The following is a 20,928-nucleotide window of genomic DNA, read 5'->3' as shown; positions in this document are numbered from 1 at the left end:
GCTCTTAAAGGGTTGCCACGTGCTGTTGATAGCGTTCGTAAGCCAGTTGATAGGCGCTGACATGGGCCGCCACCGGCAGGGTACGGCTGGCCGGGTCGACGCTCACGCATTTGTCGCAGAGGCTGGCCAGGGATTCGCCGGACTGGCTCCACGCAGCCTGGATCGCCGCGCCGAGGGCGGCGGCTTCGCTTTGTTCGGTGCAGATCACTTCGGTGTTCATGATATCGGCGACCATCTGCCGCCACACGGGGCTTTTCGAGCCGCCGCCGATCAGGCGGATACTCTGGCTTTGCAGGCCGGTCTGGCGCAGCAGGTCCAGCCCGTAACGCAGGCCGAAGGTGGTGCCTTCAACCACGGCGCGGCACAGGTTGGCGCGTGTCAGGTTGGTCATGGTCAGGCCGTGCAGGCTGCCAGTGGCGTGGGGCAGGGCGGGTACGCGTTCGCCGTTGAGGAACGGCAGCATGCTGACGCCGTCGGCGCCAATCGGCGCTTGCTCGACCAGGCTGTTGAACGCGTTGAGGTCGAGTTCGAACAGCTCGCGTATCACGCCTGTGGCGTTGGTCAGGTTCATCGTGCAGATCAACGGCAACCAGCCGCCGCTGGATGAGCAGAATGTGGCGACCGACGCTTGGGGGCTGACGTTGGGTTGGTCCGAAAACGCATAGACGGTACCCGATGAGCCCAGGCTCATGGTGATCACGCCGGGCGCGATATTACCGGTGCCGATGGCGCCCATCATGTTATCGCCGCCGCCGCTGGCGACGATGGCGTTGGGGTTGATGCCCAGGCGCTCGGCGATGGCAGGCAGGATGCTGCCCACGGTTTGATCGGCTTCGATCAGTTGCGGTAAGGCTTGTTCCAGGCGACCACTGGGGTCGATGTGCTTGAGCAGTGCCACATCCCAGTCACGGCTGCGCACGTTGAAATAGCCGGTGCCGGACGCATCGCCGTATTCTGCGACGGCACGGCCGGTGAGCCAGTAATTGAGGTAGTCGTGGGGCAGCAGGATATGGGCGATTTGCTTGAAGATGTCCGGGTGTTGTTCGCGGGTCCAGAGCAGCTTGGACACGGTGTAGCCCGGTGCGATGGCCACGCCCAGCCGTTCGAGTGAACCGCTTTCGCCGCCCAGATGTTGCAGCAGGCGGTCGTTCTCCGGCGCGGTTTCGGTGTCGCACCACAGCTTGGCCGGGCGCAAGACCTGGCCTTGGTCATCCAGCAGTACCAGCCCGTGCTGCTGGCCGGAAACGCCGATACCAAGGATGTCCTGGCCGTCCACGCCAGCCTGTTGCAGGGCGCGGTGGGTGGCTTCGGTAAAGGCGTCCAGCCATTCCTGGGTGTGCTGTTCGCGACGGCCATTGGCGCCGCTGATCAACGTGTGCGCGGCGGCGCCCAGGCCCAGCACCTTGCCGCTGGAGGCGTCGAGGACGATGGCTTTGGTGCCTTGGGTGCCGCAGTCGATGCCGAGGAACAGGTTTTGCTGGGTCATGATGGTGTGCTCAGCAGTGTTATTTTTTTTGGATTGGCAACCCGGTCCAGTGTGGGAGGGGGCTTGCCCCCGATGGCAGTGGGTCAGTGAAGGATATTTCACTGACACACCCTCATCGGGGGCAAGCCCCTTCTCACATTTAAACCGGTTTCTTCAGGAGGTGCTTCAGGGTAGTGGTGACGCCGTTATCACGCAGACTCTCATAGCACCGCTCGAACGCTGCCACAAACGCCGGCGAGTTGGGAATAGCCGTGCCAAAAATCTCTTCTACGCCCAGTAGGCGTTTGCTGATCAGCGCATCGTCAGTCACCAACCCCTGGCAGAATTCCGCCCGCGGATCGGGGATTTTGTAGCTCACCCCATTCTCATCCACGCCCTTCAAATACAAGGCCCAGGCTGCGACGACCAGCGCCGCGCGCTCTGTTTCACGCCCATCGGCAATCAGATGATTAATGGTCGGCACGGTGAACTTGGGAAACTTCGACGAGCCGTCCGAACACACGCGCTCCAACTGGTCGGCAATCGCCTGGTTGGAGAAGCGATCCACCAGCGTCTGCTTGTAGTCGGTCAGGTCGATGCCCGGTACCGGCGCGAGGTTTGGCGTGACGTCGAGGTCCATGTAGGCACGCATGTAGGCTACGAACAGCGGGTCGTTCATGGTCTCGTGCACAAACCGATAACCCTTGAGAAACCCCAGGTAGGTCAGTGCCAGGTGGCTGCCGTTGAGCAAACCGATCTTCATCTCTTCATAGGGCGTCACATCGTCGGTGAACTGCACGCCGACCTTTTCCCACGCCGGGCGGCCGTTGACGAATTTGTCTTCCAGCACCCACTGCACGAAGGGTTCGCACACCACTGGCCAGGCATCGTCAATGCCGTGTTCATCGTGCAATTGCAGGCGGTGGGCGGTGCTGGTCATGGGGGTGATGCGGTCGACCATGGCATTCGGGAAGCTCACATTGGCCTCGATCCAGTCATGCAACTCGGCATTGTGCAGGGCGGCAAACGCCAGCAATGCCTTGCGCGTGACGGCGCCGTTGTGGGGCAGGTTATCGCAGGACATCACGGTGAACGCGGGAATGCCGGCGGCGCGGCGTTGGGTCAGCGCCGCGCAGATAAAACCGAACACGGTTTTCGGCGCTGCGGGGTGCGCCAGGTCATGCTGGATCTGCGGCAGGTGGGCCATGAACTCGCCGTTGCTGTCGTCGATGCAGTAACCGCCCTCGGTGATGGTCAGCGAGACGATGCGGATTTCAGGGCTGGCGAGCTTGTCGATCAGGGCTTGGGCGCTGTCTTCGGCCAGCAGCATGTCGCTGATGGCACCGATTACGCGCACTTCGGTGTCGTCGGTGTCGCCCAGTTCATACAGGCTGAACAGGTAGTCCTGGCCGGCCAGGTCGTCGCGGGCTTTGCGGTCCTCGGCCCGCAGTCCGACGCCGCAGATGCTCCAGTCCAGGCCTTCACCGGTGTTCATCAGCGCATCGGTGTAATACGCCTGGTGCGCGCGGTGGAAGCCGCCGACGCCGATATGGGCGATGCCCTGACGGGTGTCGGCAATGGCGTAGGCCGGGATTTTCACCTGCTCAGCCAGTTGCGTGAGGTTCTGTGTGTTCAATTTCATAACGTAATACTCGCGAAATCAGGCGGCAGCGCGCAGTGGACGGGCCACGGCCACGCCATCGGTGTCGAACAGATGGCAGTGCGCCGGGTCCAGGTGCAGGTGCAGGGTTTCACCGTACTGGCTGGCCATGTCGCCGCGGATGCGCATGGTCAACGGCTCGCCGTTGGCGGTGTTGACGTGGCAGAAGGTGTCACTGCCCAGGCGTTCGCCGACGTCGGCGGTGACGGTCAGGGTGGTTTGGCCAGGCGACGCGATTTCCAGGTGCTCCGGACGAATGCCCAGGGTGACCGCGCTGCCGACGCTCAAGGTCGGACCACTGAGCGGCAGGTTGATCAAGGTGCCGGCGTCCAGTTGCACTTCGCAGGTCTGGGACTCGACACGCGTGACCTTGCCCTTGAGGAAGCCCATTTTCGGCGTGCCAAGAAAGCCCGCCACAAACAGGTTCGCGGGTTGGTGATACAGCTCCAGCGGCGAACCCACCTGCTCGATACGGCCGCTGTTCAAGACCACCACCTTGTCAGCCAGGGTCATGGCCTCGACCTGGTCGTGGGTCACGTAGATCATGGTCGCCTGCAGTTCTTTATGCAGGCGCGCCAGCTCCAGGCGCATTTGCACACGCAGGGCAGCGTCGAGGTTGGACAGCGGTTCGTCGAACAGGAAGATCTTCGGGTTGCGCACAATGGCGCGGCCAATCGCTACGCGCTGACGCTGGCCACCGGAGAGTTGCTTGGGCTTGCGCTCCAGCAGCGGGCCCAGTTCGAGGATGCGCGCCGCTTCGTTGACCTTGCTCTCCACCAGCTTCTTGTCGACGCCGGCCAGGTCCAGGGCAAACGACATGTTTTTGCGCACGCTCATATGCGGATACAGCGCGTAAGTCTGGAACACCATCGCCAGGTCGCGCTTGGCCGGGGTCACTTCGGTGATGTCGCGGCCATCGAGTTCGATGGTGCCTTCGGTAACTTCTTCCAGGCCGGCGATCAGGCGCAGCAGGGTGGACTTACCGCAGCCCGACGGGCCGACGAAGACCACGAACTCCTTGTCGTTCACTTCCAGGTCGATGCCTTTGATGATCGAGAAACCTTCGAAGCCTTTTTGCAAATTCTTGATTTTGAGGTTGGCCATGATGGGCCCTCCGCTAGAAATTATTATTTAACTGCGCCGAAGGACAAACCGCGCACCAGCTGTTTCTGGCTGATCCAGCCAAAGATCAGGATCGGCGCACAGGCGAGGGTCGAGACGGCCGACAATTTGGCCCAGAACAAACCTTCGGGGCTGGAGTAGGAGGCGATCAGCGCGGTCAACGGCGCCGCGTTCGATGAGGTCAGGTTCAGCGACCAGAACGCCTCGTTCCAACACAGGATCAGCGACAGCAACACCGTGGAAGCGAGGCCGCCCTTGGCGATCGGCAGCAGTACCCGGACCATTTCCTGCCAGAGGGTGGCGCCGTCCAGGCGTGCGGCTTCGAGGATGTCTTTGGGGATGTCTTTGAAGTAGGTGTAAACCATCCAGACCACGATCGGCAGGTTGATCAGGGTGTAGATGATGATCAGCGCAATGCGCGTATCCAGCAGGCCAAAACTCTTGGCCAGCAGGTAGATCGGCATCAGCACGCCTACCGGCGGCAGCATCTTGGTGGACAGCATCCACAGCAGCGTGCCCTTGGTGCGCTTGGTTTCGTAGAACGCCATGGAGTAGGCCGCCGGCACCGAGATCAGCAGGCACAGGGCGGTAGCGCTGAAGGAAATCAGCACCGAGTTCCAGGCATAGCTGAAGTAGTTGCTGCGCTCGTTGATGTGCAGGTAGTTCTCCAGCGTCGGCGTGAAGATGAACTGCGGCGGCGTGGCGAACGCATCGATTTCGGTCTTGAAGCTGGTCAGCACCATCCAGAAGATCGGGAAGAAAATCAGGATCGCGATGGCCCAGGCCAACGTGCCGAGCAACAGGCTTTGCAGGCGGCGGGATTGTTGAAGCGTCATGGCGCGGCCCTCAAGGCTTGTCAGTCAGGTTTTTGCCGATCATCCGCACCAGGATGATCGCCGCGATATTGGCGATGACCACGGCAATCAAGCCGCCGGCCGAGGCCATGCCCACGTCGAATTGCACCAGCGCCTGGTTGTAGATCAGGTAGGCCAGGTTGGTCGACGCGTAGCCGGGGCCACCGTTGGTGGTGGTGAAGATTTCGGCGAATACCGAGAGCAGGAAGATCGTTTCGATCATCACCACCACGGCAATCGGGCGGGCCAGGTGGGGCAGGGTCAGGTGCCAGAAAATCGCAATGGCGCCGGCACCGTCCAGACGTGCCGCTTCCTTTTGTTCCTGGTCGAGGGACTGCATGGCGGTCATCAGCAGCAGGATCGCGAAGGGCAGCCATTGCCACGACACAATGATGATGATCGACAGCAGCGGGTAGTGCGCCAGCCAATCAACAGGTTCTGCGCCAAAGAACTTCCACACGGCAGCGAGGATTCCCGACACCGGGTGAAAAATCAGGTTCTTCCAGATCAGCGCACCGACGGTGGGCATGATGAAGAACGGAGAAATCAGCAACACCCGCACCAGGCCGCGACCGAAGAATTCACTGGCTTCCAGCAGCGCGCTGATCAGCACGCCGAACACCACGCTGATCAGCAATACGCTACCTACCAGCAACAGGGTGTTGGAGGCACCGGGCAAGAAGCCCGAGTCGGTGATGAAGTAGGTGAAGTTCTCCAGCCCCACGAATTGGTTTTCGCCGGGGTAGAGCAGGTTGTAGCGGATCAGGGAAAAGTACAGGGTCATGCCCAGGGGCACGATCATCCAAAGCAACAGCATGGCGACCGAGGGCGTGACGAGGAACCAGCCGGGGTTGGCCAGGCGGTTTTTGGGTGTTGTATTCATGATAATCAAGGCCATTGCGAAGCAAGGATCGGAATGCGGTCAGCATGGGAGAGGGCTTGCCCCCGATAGCGGTGTATCAGTCACTGAATCATCAACTGGTAGATGGCTATCGGGAGCAAGCCCCCTCCCACATTTGACTGTGGTGAGACCCGGGTTATTTGGGGTAACCCGCCCGCTTCATTTCACGCTCGGTGGTGGTCTGCGCGGCGGTCAGTGCAGCATCGACCGTTTGCTGACCGGTCAGCGCACCTGAGAAGAACTTGCCAACCTGGGTACCAATCGCCTGGAACTCAGGAATGGTCACCAACTGGATACCGATATACGGCACCGGCTTGAGCGTCGGTTTGGTCGGGTCGGCGACTTTCAGCGATTCCAAGGTCACCTTGGCGAACGGTGCAGCCTTCATGTACTCGTCGCTGTAGGTCGACTTGCGGGTGCCAGGCGGTACGTTGGCCACGCCGTCGGTCTTGGCGACCAATGCGCCATATTCCTTGGAGGTTGCCCAACTGGTGAACACCTTGGCGGCGTCCTTGGCCTTGGAGCTGGTCGGGATCGCCAGGGACCAGGAGTACAGCCACGAAGTGCCTTTGTCGGTCTTCTCGTGGGGCGCGAAGGTGAAGCCTACGCTGTCGGCCACCTTGCTCTGGGACTTGTCGGTGACAAACGAGCCGGCCACGCTGGCGTCGACCCAAATTGCACACTTGCCGCTGTTGAACAGCGCCAGGTTTTCGTTGAAACCGTTGCTGGACGCACCCGGCGGGCCGGATTTCTTCATGTTGTCGACGTAGAAGTTAAGCGCGTCTTTCCATTCGGGGCCGTTGAATTCAGGCTGCCACTTTTCATCGAACCACCGCGCGCCATAGCCGTTGGCCAGGGTGGTGATCAGCGCCATGTTTTCACCCCAACCGGCTTTGCCGCGCAGGCACAGGCCGTATTGCTCTTTGGTTTTGTCGGTGAGTTTGGCCGCGAATTCGCCGATCTGGGTCCAGGTCGGATGCTCGGGCATGGTCAGCCCGGCGTCCTTGAACAGGTCGGTGCGGTAATACGTGATCGAGCTTTCAGCGTAGAACGGCAGGGCGTACAGCGAGCCTTTGACGGACAAACCGTCACGCACAGAAGGGAAAACGTCGTCGAGGTCGTAGGAAGCCGGAAGATCCTTCATCGGTTCCAGCCAGCCTTTGGCGCCCCAGAGTGCGGCTTCGTACATGCCAATGGTCAGCACGTCGAACTGTCCGCCTTGGGTGGCGATGTCGGTGGTCAGGCGTTGGCGCAGCACGTTTTCTTCGAGCACCACCCAATTCAGCTTGATCTCTGGATGCTCGGCCTCGAAGGTCTTCGAGAGCTTTTGCATGCGGATCATGTCGCTGTTGTTGACGGTGGCAATGGTCAGGGTCTGCGCGCCAAAGCTGACGGCGCTGAGGGTCATGCAGGTTGTCATGCAGGTGGAGACAAGCAGTGCTTTTGCTGTGAACTTCATCGCGCACTCCATTTCCGCGCCCAGGGGCTACAGAAGGACAGTTATTGTTGTTGTGTCTTCCTACGAGGAGTCAGGAAGAGTGTGCGTTGATTACAGCCTTCAAATGGGGTTGTGACAAATCCTTGGGAGCACTTGGACTGATACTTTTTTGCACTCGGTCACACAGCCTTTGAAACCATCAAGCCAGGTTTTGCTCGGTCAGCCGTTGCACCGCCAGGCGCCGGTAGTGGGAAGGGGTCATGCCTTTAAGCTGCTGAAAACGTCGGTTGAAGTTGGAGATATTGTTGAAACCCGACTCAAAGCACACATCGGTGACGGCCTTGTCGCCATCTGCCAGTAACTCGCATGACTTGCTGATGCGCAGTCTGTTGACGAATTCGATAAATGTGCGCCCGGTGGCCTGCTTGAACACCCGGGAAAAATACGTGGGCTTCATGCCCAAGTGTTCCGCCACTTCCTCCAGCGGCAACTCCCGTGCGTAGTGGGCGAAGATGTAATCCACCGCCCGGTTGGTACGGTCGATGCTGTGTTCATCGGCCAGTTGCGGCGTGGTCACGCCGGACAGCAGTTGGTAGTCCTCACAGGTACTCAACACTTCCAGCAAGATAAAGAAGTGCCCCAGGCGCGCCATACCCTGGGCGTCCTCGATGCGTTGCATCAGGGTCATGGCTTGGGCAATGGTCTTTCTGCAACGAAACTCGATGCCGTACTGGGCGCGGTCCAGCAGTGGGGTGAGGGTTTTCAGCTCGGTGAAGATATGGCTGCCGTTTTCCAGTAATTCATCGGTGAAGTTCACCAGCATGTCGCGCTTGGGCACCACCTCGTCTTCTTCCACCTGGCTGATCCAGTTATGGGGCAGGTTGGGGCCGGTGAGGAAGAGGCTTTCAGGGTAGAAATTACCGATGTAGTCGCCGATAAAAACCTTGCCCGAGCTGGCGACGATCAGGTGCAGTTCGTATTCCTTGTGGAAATGCCAGCGCACCAGCGGACAGGGGAAACCATGCTGGCGATAGATGATGGACAGACCATTGTGATCGTCCATCAGCTCGTAGGAAGGGTCGGTGATTCGCGCTGCTCGGGTCATGCTGCCGTCGCTTTTATTGTTGGTTGCGACCCGAATAATGCCCCCTTGCGCGCGACCCTGCCAGCGTCGGTGTTTACAGCACGCGGTTTTTTGCCTCGATCCACTGGGACATGTACTGGGTACTTTTGTGGGCGTGATGGCGCAGCATGCTGCCGGTAAAGTTGTCGCGGCGATGGGCGGCGAGGTGGCGACGGCAGTGCTCCAGGCATTCCACCAGCGCAGGCCCGTGGACGTTCTGGTCATAGCGGCGGGCAATCAACTGGCGGCCGTCTTCCCGGGCCTGGGTCCAGCGCTCGCGGTCCTGGTACAAAGCCACGGCAGCGGCGGCCAAGGCAGGCGCGCTGGTTTCGATCATGCCGGGCCATGGTTGCTCATCGCCCATGGCCTCGGCGCCGATCGGCGTGCTGATGCTCGGCGTACCGCACAGCATCGCGTCCGCCAGTTTGCCCTTGATGCCCGCGCCGAAGCGCAGGGGGGCCAGGCAGATGCGTGCAGCGCTCATTACCTGTAGCGCATCTTCAGCCCAGTTCATCACATGAAAGCCCTGGGCCGGGTTATGCAGGGCGGTGGCCTTGGGTGGGGTGTAAGCGCCGTAGATATGCAGCTGCGCGCCGGGTAATTGTTGTCGAATCAGCGGCCACAGGCTGTTCTTCATCCACAGCACAGCGTCCCAATTGGGCGCGTGACGGAAGTTGCCGATGCTGAGGAAATGCGCGCGGTCGTCAAACGGGACGAAGGTTTCGGTCACGGGCTCCAGCATCAGCGGGCACCAGTGGAGCAGGGCGGCCGGCACCTTGAACTGCTCGGTCAGCAGGCGCATTTCCACGTCGGAGATCATCAGGTTGATGTCACAGCGGTAAATCGCCGCGATCTCGCGCTTGGCCACGTCGGTGTCGGCCATCAGTTGGAACTCATCTTCCAGGGCGGGCGCAAACAGAGCGCTGAAGTCGTCGCTGTCGGGATGGCTCTTAAGGTGGTTCTTGAGCCGTTGCTGGCGGGCGTCGCGCAGGCTTTGCAGGTCGCAGGTTTCCAGCACGCGCAATGCGTCGGGGCAACACTTCTCCACGCGCCAGCCGAACTGCTCTTCCATCATAAAACGATCGAACAGCACGATATCCGGAGCAAGCTCGCGGATAAAGTCGTCGAAACTGCTGTTATTGAGCTCGATGGCGCATTCGGCAATGCCCAGGGCGAGCAGGTCGGCTTTGTGCTCGCCGAGTGCAGCAGGGCTGCTGAAGGTAATGTCCCAACCTTGCGTAAGAAAGGTCTCAAGAATCTGCATCATATGCCCGCCAGCGGCCGAAGAACGCGGCTCCGGCCAGACATAACCAATGACCAGAACTTTGGTGGCAGGCGGATTCATCGACGACGGTTTCCTTTAAGGGCAGGCGAAAAGCGCGCAATTAAACCACAACCTGTGGGCATGACAATTTGTGTCTGGCGGTAGGTAGGCACGGCACTTTGTGGTTAACTTCCGCCTCTCGAATTCGTTTAACTAAACCCAGCATAAGGATTCTGTTCATGGCTCAAGTCACCCTTAAAGGCAACGCGGTCAAGGTTGAAGGCGAATTGCCGCAAGTCGGCACCCAGGCTCCAGACTTCATCCTGACTGCCAACGACCTGTCGGACGCAACCCTGGCGACCTTCGCCGGCAAGCGCAAAGTGCTGAACATCTTCCCAAGCGTTGATACCCCGACTTGCGCGACGTCGGTTCGCAAGTTCAACGCCCAGGCCAACGAACTGAACAACACCGTTGTACTGTGCATCTCCACCGACCTGCCATTCGCCCAAGCACGCTTCTGCGGCTCCGAAGGCCTAGAAAACGTGAAGAACCTGTCGGATTTCCGCGATCCTGCTTTCGCTCAGGACTTTGGCGTGGCAATCGCTGATGGCCCGCTGCGCGGCCTGACAGCCCGCGCCGTGGTGGTTCTGGACGAAAACAACAACGTCCTGCACACCCAACTGGTTTCTGAAATCGCTGAAGAACCAAACTACGAAGCTGTTCTGGCTGTTCTGAAGTAACTGTTTGCGTGGATGCTGTCGTTTTGCAGTAACACGCGTGATACATGATTGCGGCCTGGCCTAGTCCAGGCCGTTTTCATTTGTGCTTCAGACGTTTAGGCAAATAGCCGACGGACTAGACCCAGACGTTAAAAGTTGTAAGCCCAAGGTAAATAGCCGGTAAAGGCGCTTTTCTTAATGCGCCCCAGTGCTTATCTTTCAGCCTCCCAAAGAAGAAGCTCTCGCGCCCAATGGTTGATCATTCCATGCAATCCTCCCCCCGCAACTCCCGTCGTTGGCTGTTCGGCCTGCTTGTGCTGCTGGTTATCGCCGGTCTGTGCTGGAAATTCTGGCCCGGCGGCGCGGCCCAAAAAGACGCACCGGCCGGGCACACCAGCAAAACCGGCATGGCACGCCCTGGTTTCGGCGGTTCCACGGGCCCGATACCGGTGCGCGTGGCGCCGGCGGTGTTGGGAGAGTTTCCGGTGTACTACAAGGCATTGGGTACTGTTACTGCGCTCAACACCATTAATGTACGCAGCCGGGTGGGCGGGGAATTGATGAAGATCGCCTTTGAAGAAGGGCAGATGGTCAAGGCCGGTGATCTGCTGGCCGAGATTGACCCGCGCAGCTACCAGAACGCCTTGCTCCAGGCCCAGGGCACGCTGATGCAGAACCAGGCCCAGCTGAAAAATGCCCAGGTCGATGTGGAACGCTATCGTGGGTTGTATGCCCAGGACAGTATCGCCAAGCAGACCCTGGACACCGCCGAAGCGCTGGTCCTGCAATACCAAGGCACGGTCAAGACCAATCAGGGCGCGGTGGACGACGCCAAGCTCAACCTTGAATTCACCAAGATCCGCGCGCCGATCGCCGGTCGCGTCGGCTTGCGCCAGCTCGACGTCGGCAACCTGGTGGCCGCCAACGACACCACCGCCCTGGCCGTGATCACCCAGACCCAGCCGATCAGCGTGGCCTTTACCCTGCCGGAAAACACCCTGGAAACCGTGCTCGCCCGTTACCACGCTGGCAACAAACTGCCCGTGGAAGCCTGGGACCGTGGCGACGTGAAACAGCAGGCCGTCGGCGTGTTGCAGAGCCTGGACAACCAGATCGACGTCACCACCGGCACTCTGAAATTCAAGGCGCGTTTCGATAACAAGGACAAAGCGCTGTTCCCCAACCAGTTCGTCAACGTGCACCTGCTGGCCGACACCCTGCACAACGTGGTGCTGGCGCCGTCCGCCGCGATTCAGTTCGGCAATGCTGGCACCTTTGTCTACAAGCTTGATGGCGACAAGAAGGTCAAGGTACAGCCCCTTGTGGTCGGTGATACCGACGGTGAAAACACCGTGATCAAGGAAGGCTTGGTCGCTGGCGACCGTGTGGTGCTGGAAGGCACCGACCGCCTCAAGGAAGGCAGCGAAATCGAAGTGGTCAACGACAGCACTGAAGTCCCGACCACCCCGACTGAGCACCTGCAAGGCAAACCGGCAGCGAAAGGGGAGACCGGCGCTGACGCTGGCAAGGCGCAAAAGGTCGGCGCATGAACCTGTCGCGGCTGTTTATCCTTCGCCCGGTCGCCACCACGCTGAGCATGCTGGCCATTGTCCTGGCCGGCATCATCGCGTACCGCTTGCTGCCGGTCTCGGCTTTGCCCCAGGTGGATTACCCGACCATTCGGGTGATGACCCTCTACCCCGGCGCCAGCCCCGACGTGATGACCAGCGCGGTTACCGCGCCCCTTGAGCGCCAGTTCGGGCAGATGCCCGGCTTGACCCAGATGGCGTCCACCAGTTCCGGCGGCGCTTCGGTACTGACCCTGCGTTTTAACCTCGACATTAATATGGATGTCGCCGAGCAACAGGTGCAGGCCGCGATCAACGCCGCCACCAATTTGCTGCCCAAGGACCTGCCGGCGCCGCCGGTGTACAACAAGGTCAACCCGGCGGATACCCCGGTGCTGACCCTGGCTATCAGCTCCAAGACCATGCTGCTGCCCAAGCTCAATGACTTGGTCGACACGCGCATGGCGCAGAAAATTGCCCAGATCAGTGGCGTCGGCATGGTCAGCATCGCTGGTGGCCAGCGTCAGGCCGTGCGGATCAAGGTCAACCCCGAAGCCCTGGCGGCTAATGGCCTGAACTTGTCGGATGTGCGCACCTTGATCGCGGCGTCCAACGTCAACCAACCCAAGGGTAACTTCGACGGCCCGACCCGGGTGTCGATGCTCGACGCCAACGACCAGTTGGTCTCGCCCCAGCAATACGCCGAACTGATCCTGGCCTACAACAATGGCGCGCCGTTGCGCCTTAAAGATGTGGCACAGATCGTCGACGGCGCCGAAAACGAGCGCCTCGCGGCTTGGGCCAATGAAAACCAGGCGGTGCTGCTGAACATCCAGCGCCAGCCGGGTGCCAACGTCATTGAGGTGGTGGACCGCATCAAGGCGTTGCTGCCGAGCATCACCGACAATCTGCCTGCCGGCCTCGACGTCACCGTCCTCACCGACCGCACCCAGACCATCCGCGCCTCGGTCAAGGACGTACAACATGAATTGCTGATCGCAATTGCCCTGGTGGTGATGGTGACCTTCCTGTTCCTGCGCCGCGTCAGCGCCACGATTATTCCGTCCATCGCCGTACCGTTGTCTCTGGTGGGCACCTTCGGCGTGATGTACCTGGCTGGGTTCTCCATCAACAACCTCACGCTGATGGCCTTGACCATCGCCACCGGGTTTGTGGTGGACGATGCCATCGTGATGCTGGAGAACATCTCCCGTTACATCGAAGAAGGCGAGACCCCCCTGGCCGCTGCCCTCAAGGGCGCCAAGCAGATTGGTTTCACCCTGATTTCCCTGACCCTTTCGTTGATCGCGGTGCTGATTCCGCTGCTGTTCATGGCCGATGTGGTGGGGCGTCTGTTCCGCGAATTTGCCATCACCCTGGCGGTGGCGATCCTGATTTCCCTGGTAGTGTCCCTGACCCTCACGCCGATGATGTGCGCGCGGTTGCTCAAGCGTGAGCCGAAAGAGGCAGAACAGGGCCGCTTCTACAAGGCCAGCGGCGCCTGGATCGACTGGATGATCGAAGCCTACGGGCGCAAGTTACAGTGGGTGCTCAAGCACCAGCCGCTGACCCTGCTGGTGGCCATCGCCACGTTGGGTCTTACCGTGGTGCTGTACCTGGTGGTGCCCAAGGGCTTTTTCCCAGTGCAGGACACGGGGGTGATCCAGGGTATTTCCGAGGCGCCGCAGTCGATTTCCTTTGCGGCCATGAGTCAGCGCCAGCAGGCGTTGGCCAAAATCATCCTGGCGGATCCGGCGGTGGAAAGCCTGTCGTCCTACATCGGTGTGGATGGCGATAACGCGACCCTCAACAGCGGACGCTTGCTGATCAACCTCAAGGCCCACGGCCAGCGCGACTTGAGCGCAGCCCAGGTCATCACGCGTCTGCAACCGGAAATCGACAAGTTGGTGGGTATCCGCCTGTTTATGCAGCCGGTGCAGGACCTGACCATCGAAGACCGTGTGAGCCGCACCCAGTACCAATTCAGCATGTCCTCCCCGGACTCTGAGTTGCTGGCGCTGTGGAGTGACAAGCTGGTGCACGCCCTCGGCCAGTTGCCGGAGCTTACCGACGTCGCCAGCGACCTGCAGGACAAAGGCCTGCAGGTGTACCTGGTGATCGACCGCGATGCGGCATCCCGCCTGGGCGTCAGTGTGTCAACCATCACCGACGCGCTGTACGACGCCTTCGGCCAACGCCAGATTTCCACCATCTACACCCAGGCCAGCCAATACCGCGTGGTGTTGCAGGCCCAGTCCGGTGAGACCCTCGGCCCGGATGCACTGAACCAGATCCATGTGAAAACCACCGACGGCGGCCAAGTACGGCTGTCGAGCCTGGCCCGTGTGGAACAGCGTCAGGCGCAGTTGGCCATTGCCCATATCGGCCAGTTTCCGGCCGTGATGATGTCGTTCAACCTTGCTCCCGGCGTGGCGCTGGGCAAGGGCGTGGAGCTGATCAACCAGGCGCAGAAAGACATCGGCATGCCCGTGGGCGTGCAGACCCAGTTCCAGGGTGCAGCCCAGGCGTTCGAAGCCTCGCTGTCGAGCACCTTGCTGCTGATCCTGGCGGCGGTGGTCACCATGTACATCGTGCTCGGCGTGCTCTACGAGAGCTATATCCACCCGATCACCATCCTGTCGACCTTGCCTTCGGCGGCGGTGGGGGCATTGCTGGCCCTGCTGCTCAGTGGTAATGACCTGGGCATGATCGCGATCATCGGCATCATCCTGCTGATCGGTATCGTGAAAAAGAACGCGATCATGATGATCGACTTCGCCCTCGACGCCGAACGCAACCAGGGTCTCGACCCACAGACCGCGATCTACCAGGCCGCGCTGTTGCGCTTCCGGCCAATCCTGATGACCACCCTGGCCGCGCTGTTCGGTGCGGTTCCGCTGATGCTGGCCACCGGCTCCGGTGCTGAATTGCGCCAGCCGCTGGGTTTGGTGATGGTCGGCGGCCTGCTGGTGAGCCAGGTGTTGACGCTGTTCACCACACCGGTGATCTACCTGTATTTCGATCGCCTGGGTCGTCGCTGGCGCAAAGAGCCGCAAAGCCTGGAGCCGGTTGAGTCATGAACCTGTCCGGACCTTTCATCCGCCGACCGGTAGCGACCCTGCTGCTGAGCCTGGCGATCATGCTGCTGGGCGGGGTGAGCTTTAACCTGTTGCCGGTCTCGCCGCTGCCGCAGATCGACTTCCCGGTGATCGTGGTCTCGGCCAGCTTGCCGGGTGCCAGCCCCGAGGTGATGGCCTCGACCGTGGCCACGCCGCTGGAGCGCTCCTTTGGCGCGATTGCCGGCATCACCACCATGAGCAGTTCGTCGAGCCAGGGCTCTACCCGAGTGATCCTGGCGTTTGACTCCGACCGTGATATCAACGGCGCGGCGCGTGAAGTGCAGGCGGCGATCAACGCGTCACGCAACCTGCTGCCCAGCGGCATGCGCAGCATGCCTACCTACAAGAAAATCAACCCGTCCCAGGCGCCGATCATGGTGCTGTCGCTGACCTCGGACGTGTTGCAAAAGGGCCAGCTCTACGACCTGGCCTCGACCATCCTGTCCCAGAGCCTGTCCCAAGTGCCGGGTGTGGGCGAAGTGCAGATCGGCGGCAGTTCCCTGCCAGCGGTGCGCATCGAGCTGGAGCCCAAGGCCCTCGACCAGTACGGCGTGGCCCTGGACGATGTGCGCAACACCATTGCCAACGCCAACCAGCGGCGGCCCAAGGGGTCGCTGGAAGACAGCGAGCGCAACTGGCAGATCCAGGCCAATGACCAGTTGGAAAAAGCCAAGGACTACGAGCCGCTGCTGATTCGCTACCAGAATGGCGCGGCCTTGCGCCTGTCGGATGTGGCGAAGATTAGCGACGGCGTTGAAGACCGCTACAACAGCGGCTTCTTCAACAACGAGCCGGCGGTGCTGTTGGTGATCAACCGCCAGTCCGGCGCCAACATCATCGAGACCGTCCGACAGATCAAGGCTCAACTGCCAGCGTTGCAGGCGGTGCTGCCGTCCAGCGTCAAGCTCAGCCTGGCCATGGACCGCTCGCCGGTCATCACCGCCACCTTGCACGAAGCCGAGATGACCCTGCTGATTGCCGTGGGGCTGGTGATTCTGGTGGTTTACCTGTTCCTAGGTAACTTCCGCGCCTCGCTGATCCCGACCCTGGCGGTGCCGGTGTCGCTGGTGGGCACTTTCGCGGTGATGTACTTGTATGGGTTCTCGCTGAACAACTTTTCGCTGATGGCGTTGATCCTGGCCACCGGCCTGGTGGTGGACGATGCCATTGTGGTGCTGGAGAACATTTCCCGGCATATCGACGATGGTGTGCCGCCCATGAAGGCGGCGTACTTGGGCGCCCAGGAAGTCGGCTTTACCTTGCTGTCGATGAACGTGTCGCTGGTGGCGGTGTTCTTGTCCATTCTGTTTATGGGCGGGATTGTCACCAACCTGTTCCGCGAGTTTTCCATCACCTTGTCCGCAGCGATCATTGTGTCGTTGATTGTCTCGCTGACCTTGACCCCCATGCTCTGCGCTCGCTGGCTCAAGCCCCACGTCAAAGACCGGATGACCGGTTTGCAGCGTTGGAGCCAGAGGATCAACGACCGGATGGTTGCCGGTTATGCCACCAGTCTGGACTGGGTACTGCGCCATCGACGCCTGACCTTGCTCAGCTTGTTGCTGACCATCGGCATGAACGTGGCGTTGTACGTGGTGGTGCCGAAAACCTTTATGCCCCAGCAGGACACCGGCCAGTTAATCGGCTTTGTGCGCGGCGATGACGGGCTGTCGTTCAGCGTGATGCAGCCGAAGATGGAGACTTTCCGCAAGGCGGTGCTCAAGGACCCGGCGGTGCTCAGCGTGGCGGGCTTTATCGGCGGCAACAACGGCACCAACAACGCGGTAATGCTGGTACGCCTCAAGCCGATCAGCGAACGCAAGATTTCTGCCCAGGCGGTGATTGAGCGCCTGCGCAAGGAAGTGCCGCTGGTGCCGGGCGGGCGCCTGTTCCTGATGGCTGACCAAGACCTGCAATTTGGCGGCAGCCGCGACCAGACCAGCGCGCAGTACTCCTACATCCTGCAAAGCGGTGATCTGGCCGCATTGCGCCTGTGGTACCCGAAAGTCGTCGCTGCGTTGCGTGAACTGCCGCAACTCACCGCCATCGACGCCCGTGAAGGCCGGGGCGCAGCCCAGGTCACGCTGATTGTCGACCGCGACCAGGCCAAGCGCCTGGGCATCGACATGGACATGGTCACCGGGGTGTTGAACAACGCCTACAGCCAACGGCAGATTTCTACGATCTACGACAGCCTTAACCAGTATCAGGTGGTCATGGAGGTCAACCCCAAATACGCCCAGGACCCGATCACCCTCAACCAGATGCAGGTGATTACCGCCGATGGCGCGCGGGTGCCGCTGTCGACCATTGCCCATTACGAGAACAGCCTGGCCGATGACCGGGTCAGTCACGAAGGCCAGTTCGCCTCGGAAAACATCGCCTTCGACATGGCCGAAGGGGTGACGGTGGAGCAGGGCACGGCCGCCATCGAACGGGCGATTGCCAAGGTCGGTTTGCCCGAGGACGTGATCGCCAAGATGGCCGGCACTGCCGATGCCTTCGCAGCCACCCAGAAAGGCCAGCCGTTCATGATCCTCGGCGCGCTCGTGGCGGTGTACCTGGTGTTGGGCATTCTGTATGAGAGCTACATTCACCCGCTGACGATCCTCTCGACCCTGCCGTCGGCCGGCGTCGGCGCCATGCTCGCGATCTACCTGACAGGGGGCGAGTTCAGCCTGATCTCCTTGCTGGGGCTGTTCCTGCTGATCGGCGTGGTGAAGAAAAACGCAATCCTGATGATCGATCTGGCCCTGCAACTAGAGCGTAACGACGGCCTGGGCCCCTTAGAGTCGATTCGCAGCGCTTGCCTGTTGCGTCTGCGGCCGATCCTGATGACCACGCTGGCGGCCATCCTCGGTGCCTTGCCCTTGCTGCTCGGCGCTGGCGACGGCGCCGAAATGCGTCGCCCCCTGGGCCTGACCATCATTGGCGGCCTGGTCTTCAGCCAGGTCCTGACCCTTTACACCACCCCGGTGGTTTACCTTTATCTCGACCGCGCGCGCCATCGTTTCAATAAATGGCGCGGCGTGCGTACCGATGCTGCCCTGGACACTGCGCTATGACCGATTCAACCTTTGCCAAATTGGCCATGACCCGCGGTTCCCGTGTCGCGAGCCTGGTGCTTTGCGGCGTATTGCTCAGCGCCTGCGCCGTCGGCCCGGACTACAAGCGCCCGGATGTTATCGAACCCGTGCAATTCAAGGAGGCCCAGGGCTGGCGTCAGGCCACGCCGAGTGATTCCTTGGCCCGTGGCGCCTGGTGGGAGTTGTACGGCGACCGCCAGCTCAACGACCTGGTGGTGCGCCTGAATACGGCTAACCAGACGGTGGCACAGGCCGAGGCGCGTTTTCGCCAGGCCCAGGCTCTGGTGCGCAGTTCGCGCGGGGCGTTTTACCCGACTGTCGACCTGAGCGCCGGTAAAACCCGCGCCAGCCAGGGCACCGGCAGCAGCAGCGCGAGTCTCAGCAGTTCCAGCAGTGGTATTCGCGACACCCTCAACGCGCAATTGGGCGTGAGCTGGGAAGCCGACATCTGGGGCAAATTGCGCCGTGGTCTGGAAGCCAATGAAGCCAGCGCCGAAGCCAGCTCGGCGGACTTGGCGGCCATGCGCTTGAGTCAGCAATCGGAACTGGTGCAGAGCTACCTGCAATTGCGCGTGATGGACGAACAGACCCGCTTGCTGCAAGCCACGCTGGACACTTACCAGCGCTCCCTGCAAATGACCGAAAACCAATACCGCGCGGGTGTCTCCGGCAAGGATGCGGTGGCCCAGGCGCAAACCCAGCTCAAGAGTACCCAGGCGAGTCTGATCGACCTGATCTGGCAGCGTGCGCAGCTGGAAAACGCCATTGCGGTATTGATCGGTGAAGCGCCGGCCAACTTCAACCTGGCCGTGAGCACGGACATCCCGGCACTGCCACAGATTCCGGTGAGCCTGCCGTCGCAGTTACTGGAGCGCCGCCCGGACATCGCCTCGGCCGAGCGCTCGGTGATCGCTGCCAACGCCAATATTGGCGTGGCCAAGGCCGCCTACTACCCGGACTTGAGCCTAAGCCTGGCCGGTGGTTATTCCAGCAGCACGTACGCTGACTGGATCAGCCTGCCAAACCGCTTCTGGTCAGTGGGCCCGAAGCTGGCCATGACCTTGTTCGACGGCGGCCAGCGCTCGGCGGAAGTCGACCGCACTGTGGCGTCCTACGACGAAACCGTGGCCAAGTATCGCCAGACGGTGCTCGACGGCTTCCGTGAAGTGGAAAACTACATGGTGCAACTCAAGGTGCTGGAAGACGAGGCGGTGGTCAGTAACGAAGCGCTGGAAGCGGCGCGCGAATCCCTGCGCTTGACTCAGAACCAGTACAAGGCGGGGTTGATTGCCTACCTGGATGTGGTGACGGTACAGGCGACCGCACTCAGCAATGAACGCACGGTGTTAACGCTGCTGCAGAGCCGGTTGGTAGCCAGCGTGCAACTGATTGCCGCTTTGGGGGGCGGTTGGGATGGGCAGACGTCAATAGCCGAGTAGGCGTGAGGGGGAATAATGCTACGTGGTCAGGACTCGTTGCGCGCACTTGGTGCGGTCTTAGCCAATTGAGTCTGTAGTTGCTGAGCGAAGATCAACAGGCCAACGCGCGATAGCCGAACGAAAGGGCTCTTTGTTCGGCTCACTCATCATTGTTTGCCAACCTGAGTTAAATGGCTCTGAGAGATATTAAATCAGCAAATTTGTATGACTTGGAGTTGTTCTCAACATGCAGCTCTAAAGAGTCATGGTTATACGATATCAAACTCCCAAATTCTGTTGTAGAGCGACCTTTGTATTCCAGAATTATTTTTGTGTACCGTGGTAGGTATTTTAGAATTTGGTCAACTTTACAAGCGACTCGAAATTTCAATACTCGGTTATCTCCGTCGGTTAATTGGTATTCTTTTCCACCGGGAAAATGATAGGTAATGACCGTGTCCTCGAAAGCGTCGATTCTCCCCCAGACTTCATATATTTTTTGTTTTTCATAACATATTTGTTTGTCATAACATAGATGAGTGCTTACTACGTACTCGCCATCGTCAATGGGGAAAGTGCCGCGTTCAGCAATTTTTCGCTCTACATAGGGTGTTATATCGGTCACTGCTTGAGCATCTCCGATGTTTTCGATTCTATAAGACTTGATTTCGCCGCCTTTGTCTCGAATACATTGAGTGCCTTTCAGGTGGCCAGTATTCTCAGTGTTATTAGGGTATAGAAGTGCGATGATGGCCATTTCTGAAACTCCGAATGTCATGTGGAGTAAAGTTTATCGCTCTCAGCATGAAAGTCACCTGTAAGATATGACAGTTTTATATATCCTTACGGAATAAAAATTTTATTTTTATGGAGTGCAGGATGCTGGGAGTTTGTGTTAAACCCGATTTCTAAATACGGGCGTCTATACTGGAAAAGGGGTAACAATCTTCTAAAATTTTTAGTTTTTGTTATCCCGAGACCCGCCAACACTGAAGCGACACACTGCCTTTGATACGCAGGTGACGTCGCACACGAGCTATAGACCACTCCGGACCTGGCCAGTAGTTTGACGTCAAATTACAGGTGATGGCCCTATGATAATTAATCACCTGCACCAGAATTAATCTCGCTACAATCGCGCGCTTTGCCACCCTGGCACGGACGTCTCAAAACTGTTGCCCGCGAGAAATC

General features: G+C 60.0%; 14 protein-coding genes. 5 read left to right on the top strand and 9 right to left on the bottom strand.

Annotation, left to right across the window (positions count from 1 at the left end; translation table 11 throughout):
• Positions 1–4: 4 nt before the first annotated feature.
• The 8 genes from xylB to CKW32_RS20965 form a co-directional block, all read right to left on the bottom strand.
• The gene (xylB, locus tag CKW32_RS21000) at positions 5–1,486 is read right to left on the bottom strand and encodes a xylulokinase (RefSeq protein ID WP_032886875.1); all 1,482 of its coding nucleotides are present in this window, start codon (positions 1,484–1,486) and stop codon (positions 5–7) included.
• Between the two features lie 139 nt (positions 1,487–1,625).
• Positions 1,626–3,107 carry a mannitol dehydrogenase family protein gene (locus CKW32_RS20995; protein WP_095185870.1) on the bottom strand — a complete coding sequence of 494 codons (1,482 nt, stop codon included), beginning with the start codon at positions 3,105–3,107 and terminating at the stop codon, positions 1,626–1,628.
• 18 nt (positions 3,108–3,125) lie between these two features.
• Positions 3,126–4,229 carry an ABC transporter ATP-binding protein gene (locus CKW32_RS20990; protein WP_095185869.1) on the bottom strand — a complete coding sequence of 368 codons (1,104 nt, stop codon included), beginning with the start codon at positions 4,227–4,229 and terminating at the stop codon, positions 3,126–3,128.
• Between the two features lie 23 nt (positions 4,230–4,252).
• A complete protein-coding gene (locus CKW32_RS20985) occupies positions 4,253–5,083 on the bottom strand; it encodes a carbohydrate ABC transporter permease (RefSeq protein ID WP_032886872.1) in 831 nt (276 codons plus the stop codon).
• A gap of 10 nt (positions 5,084–5,093) precedes the next feature.
• Positions 5,094–5,984 carry a carbohydrate ABC transporter permease gene (locus CKW32_RS20980; RefSeq protein WP_095186027.1) on the bottom strand — a complete coding sequence of 297 codons (891 nt, stop codon included), beginning with the start codon at positions 5,982–5,984 and terminating at the stop codon, positions 5,094–5,096.
• A 154-nt stretch (positions 5,985–6,138) separates the two neighbouring features.
• Positions 6,139–7,422, bottom strand: coding sequence for a sugar ABC transporter substrate-binding protein (locus CKW32_RS20975; protein WP_371260725.1), 1,284 nt, complete (start codon positions 7,420–7,422; stop codon positions 6,139–6,141).
• A 217-nt stretch (positions 7,423–7,639) separates the two neighbouring features.
• Positions 7,640–8,545, bottom strand: coding sequence for an AraC family transcriptional regulator (locus CKW32_RS20970; RefSeq protein ID WP_095185868.1), 906 nt, complete (start codon positions 8,543–8,545; stop codon positions 7,640–7,642).
• 73 nt (positions 8,546–8,618) lie between these two features.
• Positions 8,619–9,908 carry a glycosyltransferase gene (locus CKW32_RS20965; protein ID WP_095185867.1) on the bottom strand — a complete coding sequence of 430 codons (1,290 nt, stop codon included), beginning with the start codon at positions 9,906–9,908 and terminating at the stop codon, positions 8,619–8,621.
• 158 nt (positions 9,909–10,066) lie between these two features.
• Between CKW32_RS20965 and tpx the strand changes: the two genes are divergently transcribed.
• The 5 genes from tpx to CKW32_RS20940 all read left to right on the top strand — a co-directional run bounded on the left by tpx (position 10,067) and on the right by CKW32_RS20940 (position 19,758).
• Positions 10,067–10,567 (top strand): thiol peroxidase, encoded by a 501-nt coding sequence (gene tpx / locus CKW32_RS20960; protein ID WP_095185866.1) that lies wholly within the window; start codon positions 10,067–10,069, stop codon positions 10,565–10,567.
• 230 nt (positions 10,568–10,797) lie between these two features.
• Complete coding sequence (locus CKW32_RS20955; protein ID WP_032886865.1) at positions 10,798–12,096, top strand: MdtA/MuxA family multidrug efflux RND transporter periplasmic adaptor subunit; 1,299 nt, start codon at positions 10,798–10,800, stop codon at positions 12,094–12,096.
• Entirely contained in the window at positions 12,093–15,194 is a 3,102-nt protein-coding gene (locus CKW32_RS20950; protein WP_032886863.1) for an MdtB/MuxB family multidrug efflux RND transporter permease subunit, read from the top strand. The genes CKW32_RS20955 and CKW32_RS20950 overlap by 4 nt, the downstream gene beginning before the upstream one ends.
• Positions 15,191–18,298 (top strand): efflux RND transporter permease subunit, encoded by a 3,108-nt coding sequence (locus CKW32_RS20945; RefSeq protein WP_032886862.1) that lies wholly within the window; start codon positions 15,191–15,193, stop codon positions 18,296–18,298. Before CKW32_RS20950 ends, CKW32_RS20945 begins: the two co-directional genes overlap by 4 nt.
• Positions 18,295–19,758 carry an efflux transporter outer membrane subunit gene (locus tag CKW32_RS20940; protein WP_095185865.1) on the top strand — a complete coding sequence of 488 codons (1,464 nt, stop codon included), beginning with the start codon at positions 18,295–18,297 and terminating at the stop codon, positions 19,756–19,758. The genes CKW32_RS20945 and CKW32_RS20940 overlap by 4 nt, the downstream gene beginning before the upstream one ends.
• A 166-nt stretch (positions 19,759–19,924) precedes the next feature.
• Here CKW32_RS20940 and CKW32_RS20935 read toward each other — a convergent pair whose 3' ends face one another.
• On the bottom strand, positions 19,925–20,494 hold the full coding sequence (locus CKW32_RS20935) for a hypothetical protein (protein WP_095185864.1): 570 nt from the start codon (positions 20,492–20,494) through the stop codon (positions 19,925–19,927).
• Positions 20,495–20,928: the final 434 nt, after the last annotated feature.

Source organism: Pseudomonas sp. Irchel 3H9, assembly GCF_900187495.1.
GTDB classification, from domain to species: Bacteria; Pseudomonadota; Gammaproteobacteria; order Pseudomonadales; family Pseudomonadaceae; genus Aquipseudomonas; species Aquipseudomonas sivasensis.
This window is presented reverse-complemented; position numbering and strand designations above follow the sequence as displayed.

What these genes read in the sequence shown, in the direction of transcription:
- xylB (WP_032886875.1), bottom strand. Translation starts at nt 1,486, where the DNA reads ATGACCCAGCAAAACCTGTTCCTCGGCATCGACTGCGGCACCCAAGGC.
- CKW32_RS20995 (WP_095185870.1), bottom strand. Translation starts at nt 3,107, where the DNA reads ATGAAATTGAACACACAGAACCTCACGCAACTGGCTGAGCAGGTGAAA.
- CKW32_RS20990 (WP_095185869.1), bottom strand. Translation starts at nt 4,229, where the DNA reads ATGGCCAACCTCAAAATCAAGAATTTGCAAAAAGGCTTCGAAGGTTTC.
- CKW32_RS20985 (WP_032886872.1), bottom strand. Translation starts at nt 5,083, where the DNA reads ATGACGCTTCAACAATCCCGCCGCCTGCAAAGCCTGTTGCTCGGCACG.
- CKW32_RS20980 (WP_095186027.1), bottom strand. Translation starts at nt 5,984, where the DNA reads ATGAATACAACACCCAAAAACCGCCTGGCCAACCCCGGCTGGTTCCTC.
- CKW32_RS20975 (WP_371260725.1), bottom strand. Translation starts at nt 7,422, where the DNA reads ATGACAACCTGCATGACCCTCAGCGCCGTCAGCTTTGGCGCGCAGACC.
- CKW32_RS20970 (WP_095185868.1), bottom strand. Translation starts at nt 8,545, where the DNA reads ATGACCCGAGCAGCGCGAATCACCGACCCTTCCTACGAGCTGATGGAC.
- CKW32_RS20965 (WP_095185867.1), bottom strand. Translation starts at nt 9,908, where the DNA reads ATGAATCCGCCTGCCACCAAAGTTCTGGTCATTGGTTATGTCTGGCCG.
- tpx (WP_095185866.1), top strand. Translation starts at nt 10,067, where the DNA reads ATGGCTCAAGTCACCCTTAAAGGCAACGCGGTCAAGGTTGAAGGCGAA.
- CKW32_RS20955 (WP_032886865.1), top strand. Translation starts at nt 10,798, where the DNA reads ATGGTTGATCATTCCATGCAATCCTCCCCCCGCAACTCCCGTCGTTGG.
- CKW32_RS20950 (WP_032886863.1), top strand. Translation starts at nt 12,093, where the DNA reads ATGAACCTGTCGCGGCTGTTTATCCTTCGCCCGGTCGCCACCACGCTG.
- CKW32_RS20945 (WP_032886862.1), top strand. Translation starts at nt 15,191, where the DNA reads ATGAACCTGTCCGGACCTTTCATCCGCCGACCGGTAGCGACCCTGCTG.
- CKW32_RS20940 (WP_095185865.1), top strand. Translation starts at nt 18,295, where the DNA reads ATGACCGATTCAACCTTTGCCAAATTGGCCATGACCCGCGGTTCCCGT.
- CKW32_RS20935 (WP_095185864.1), bottom strand. Translation starts at nt 20,494, where the DNA reads ATGGCCATCATCGCACTTCTATACCCTAATAACACTGAGAATACTGGC.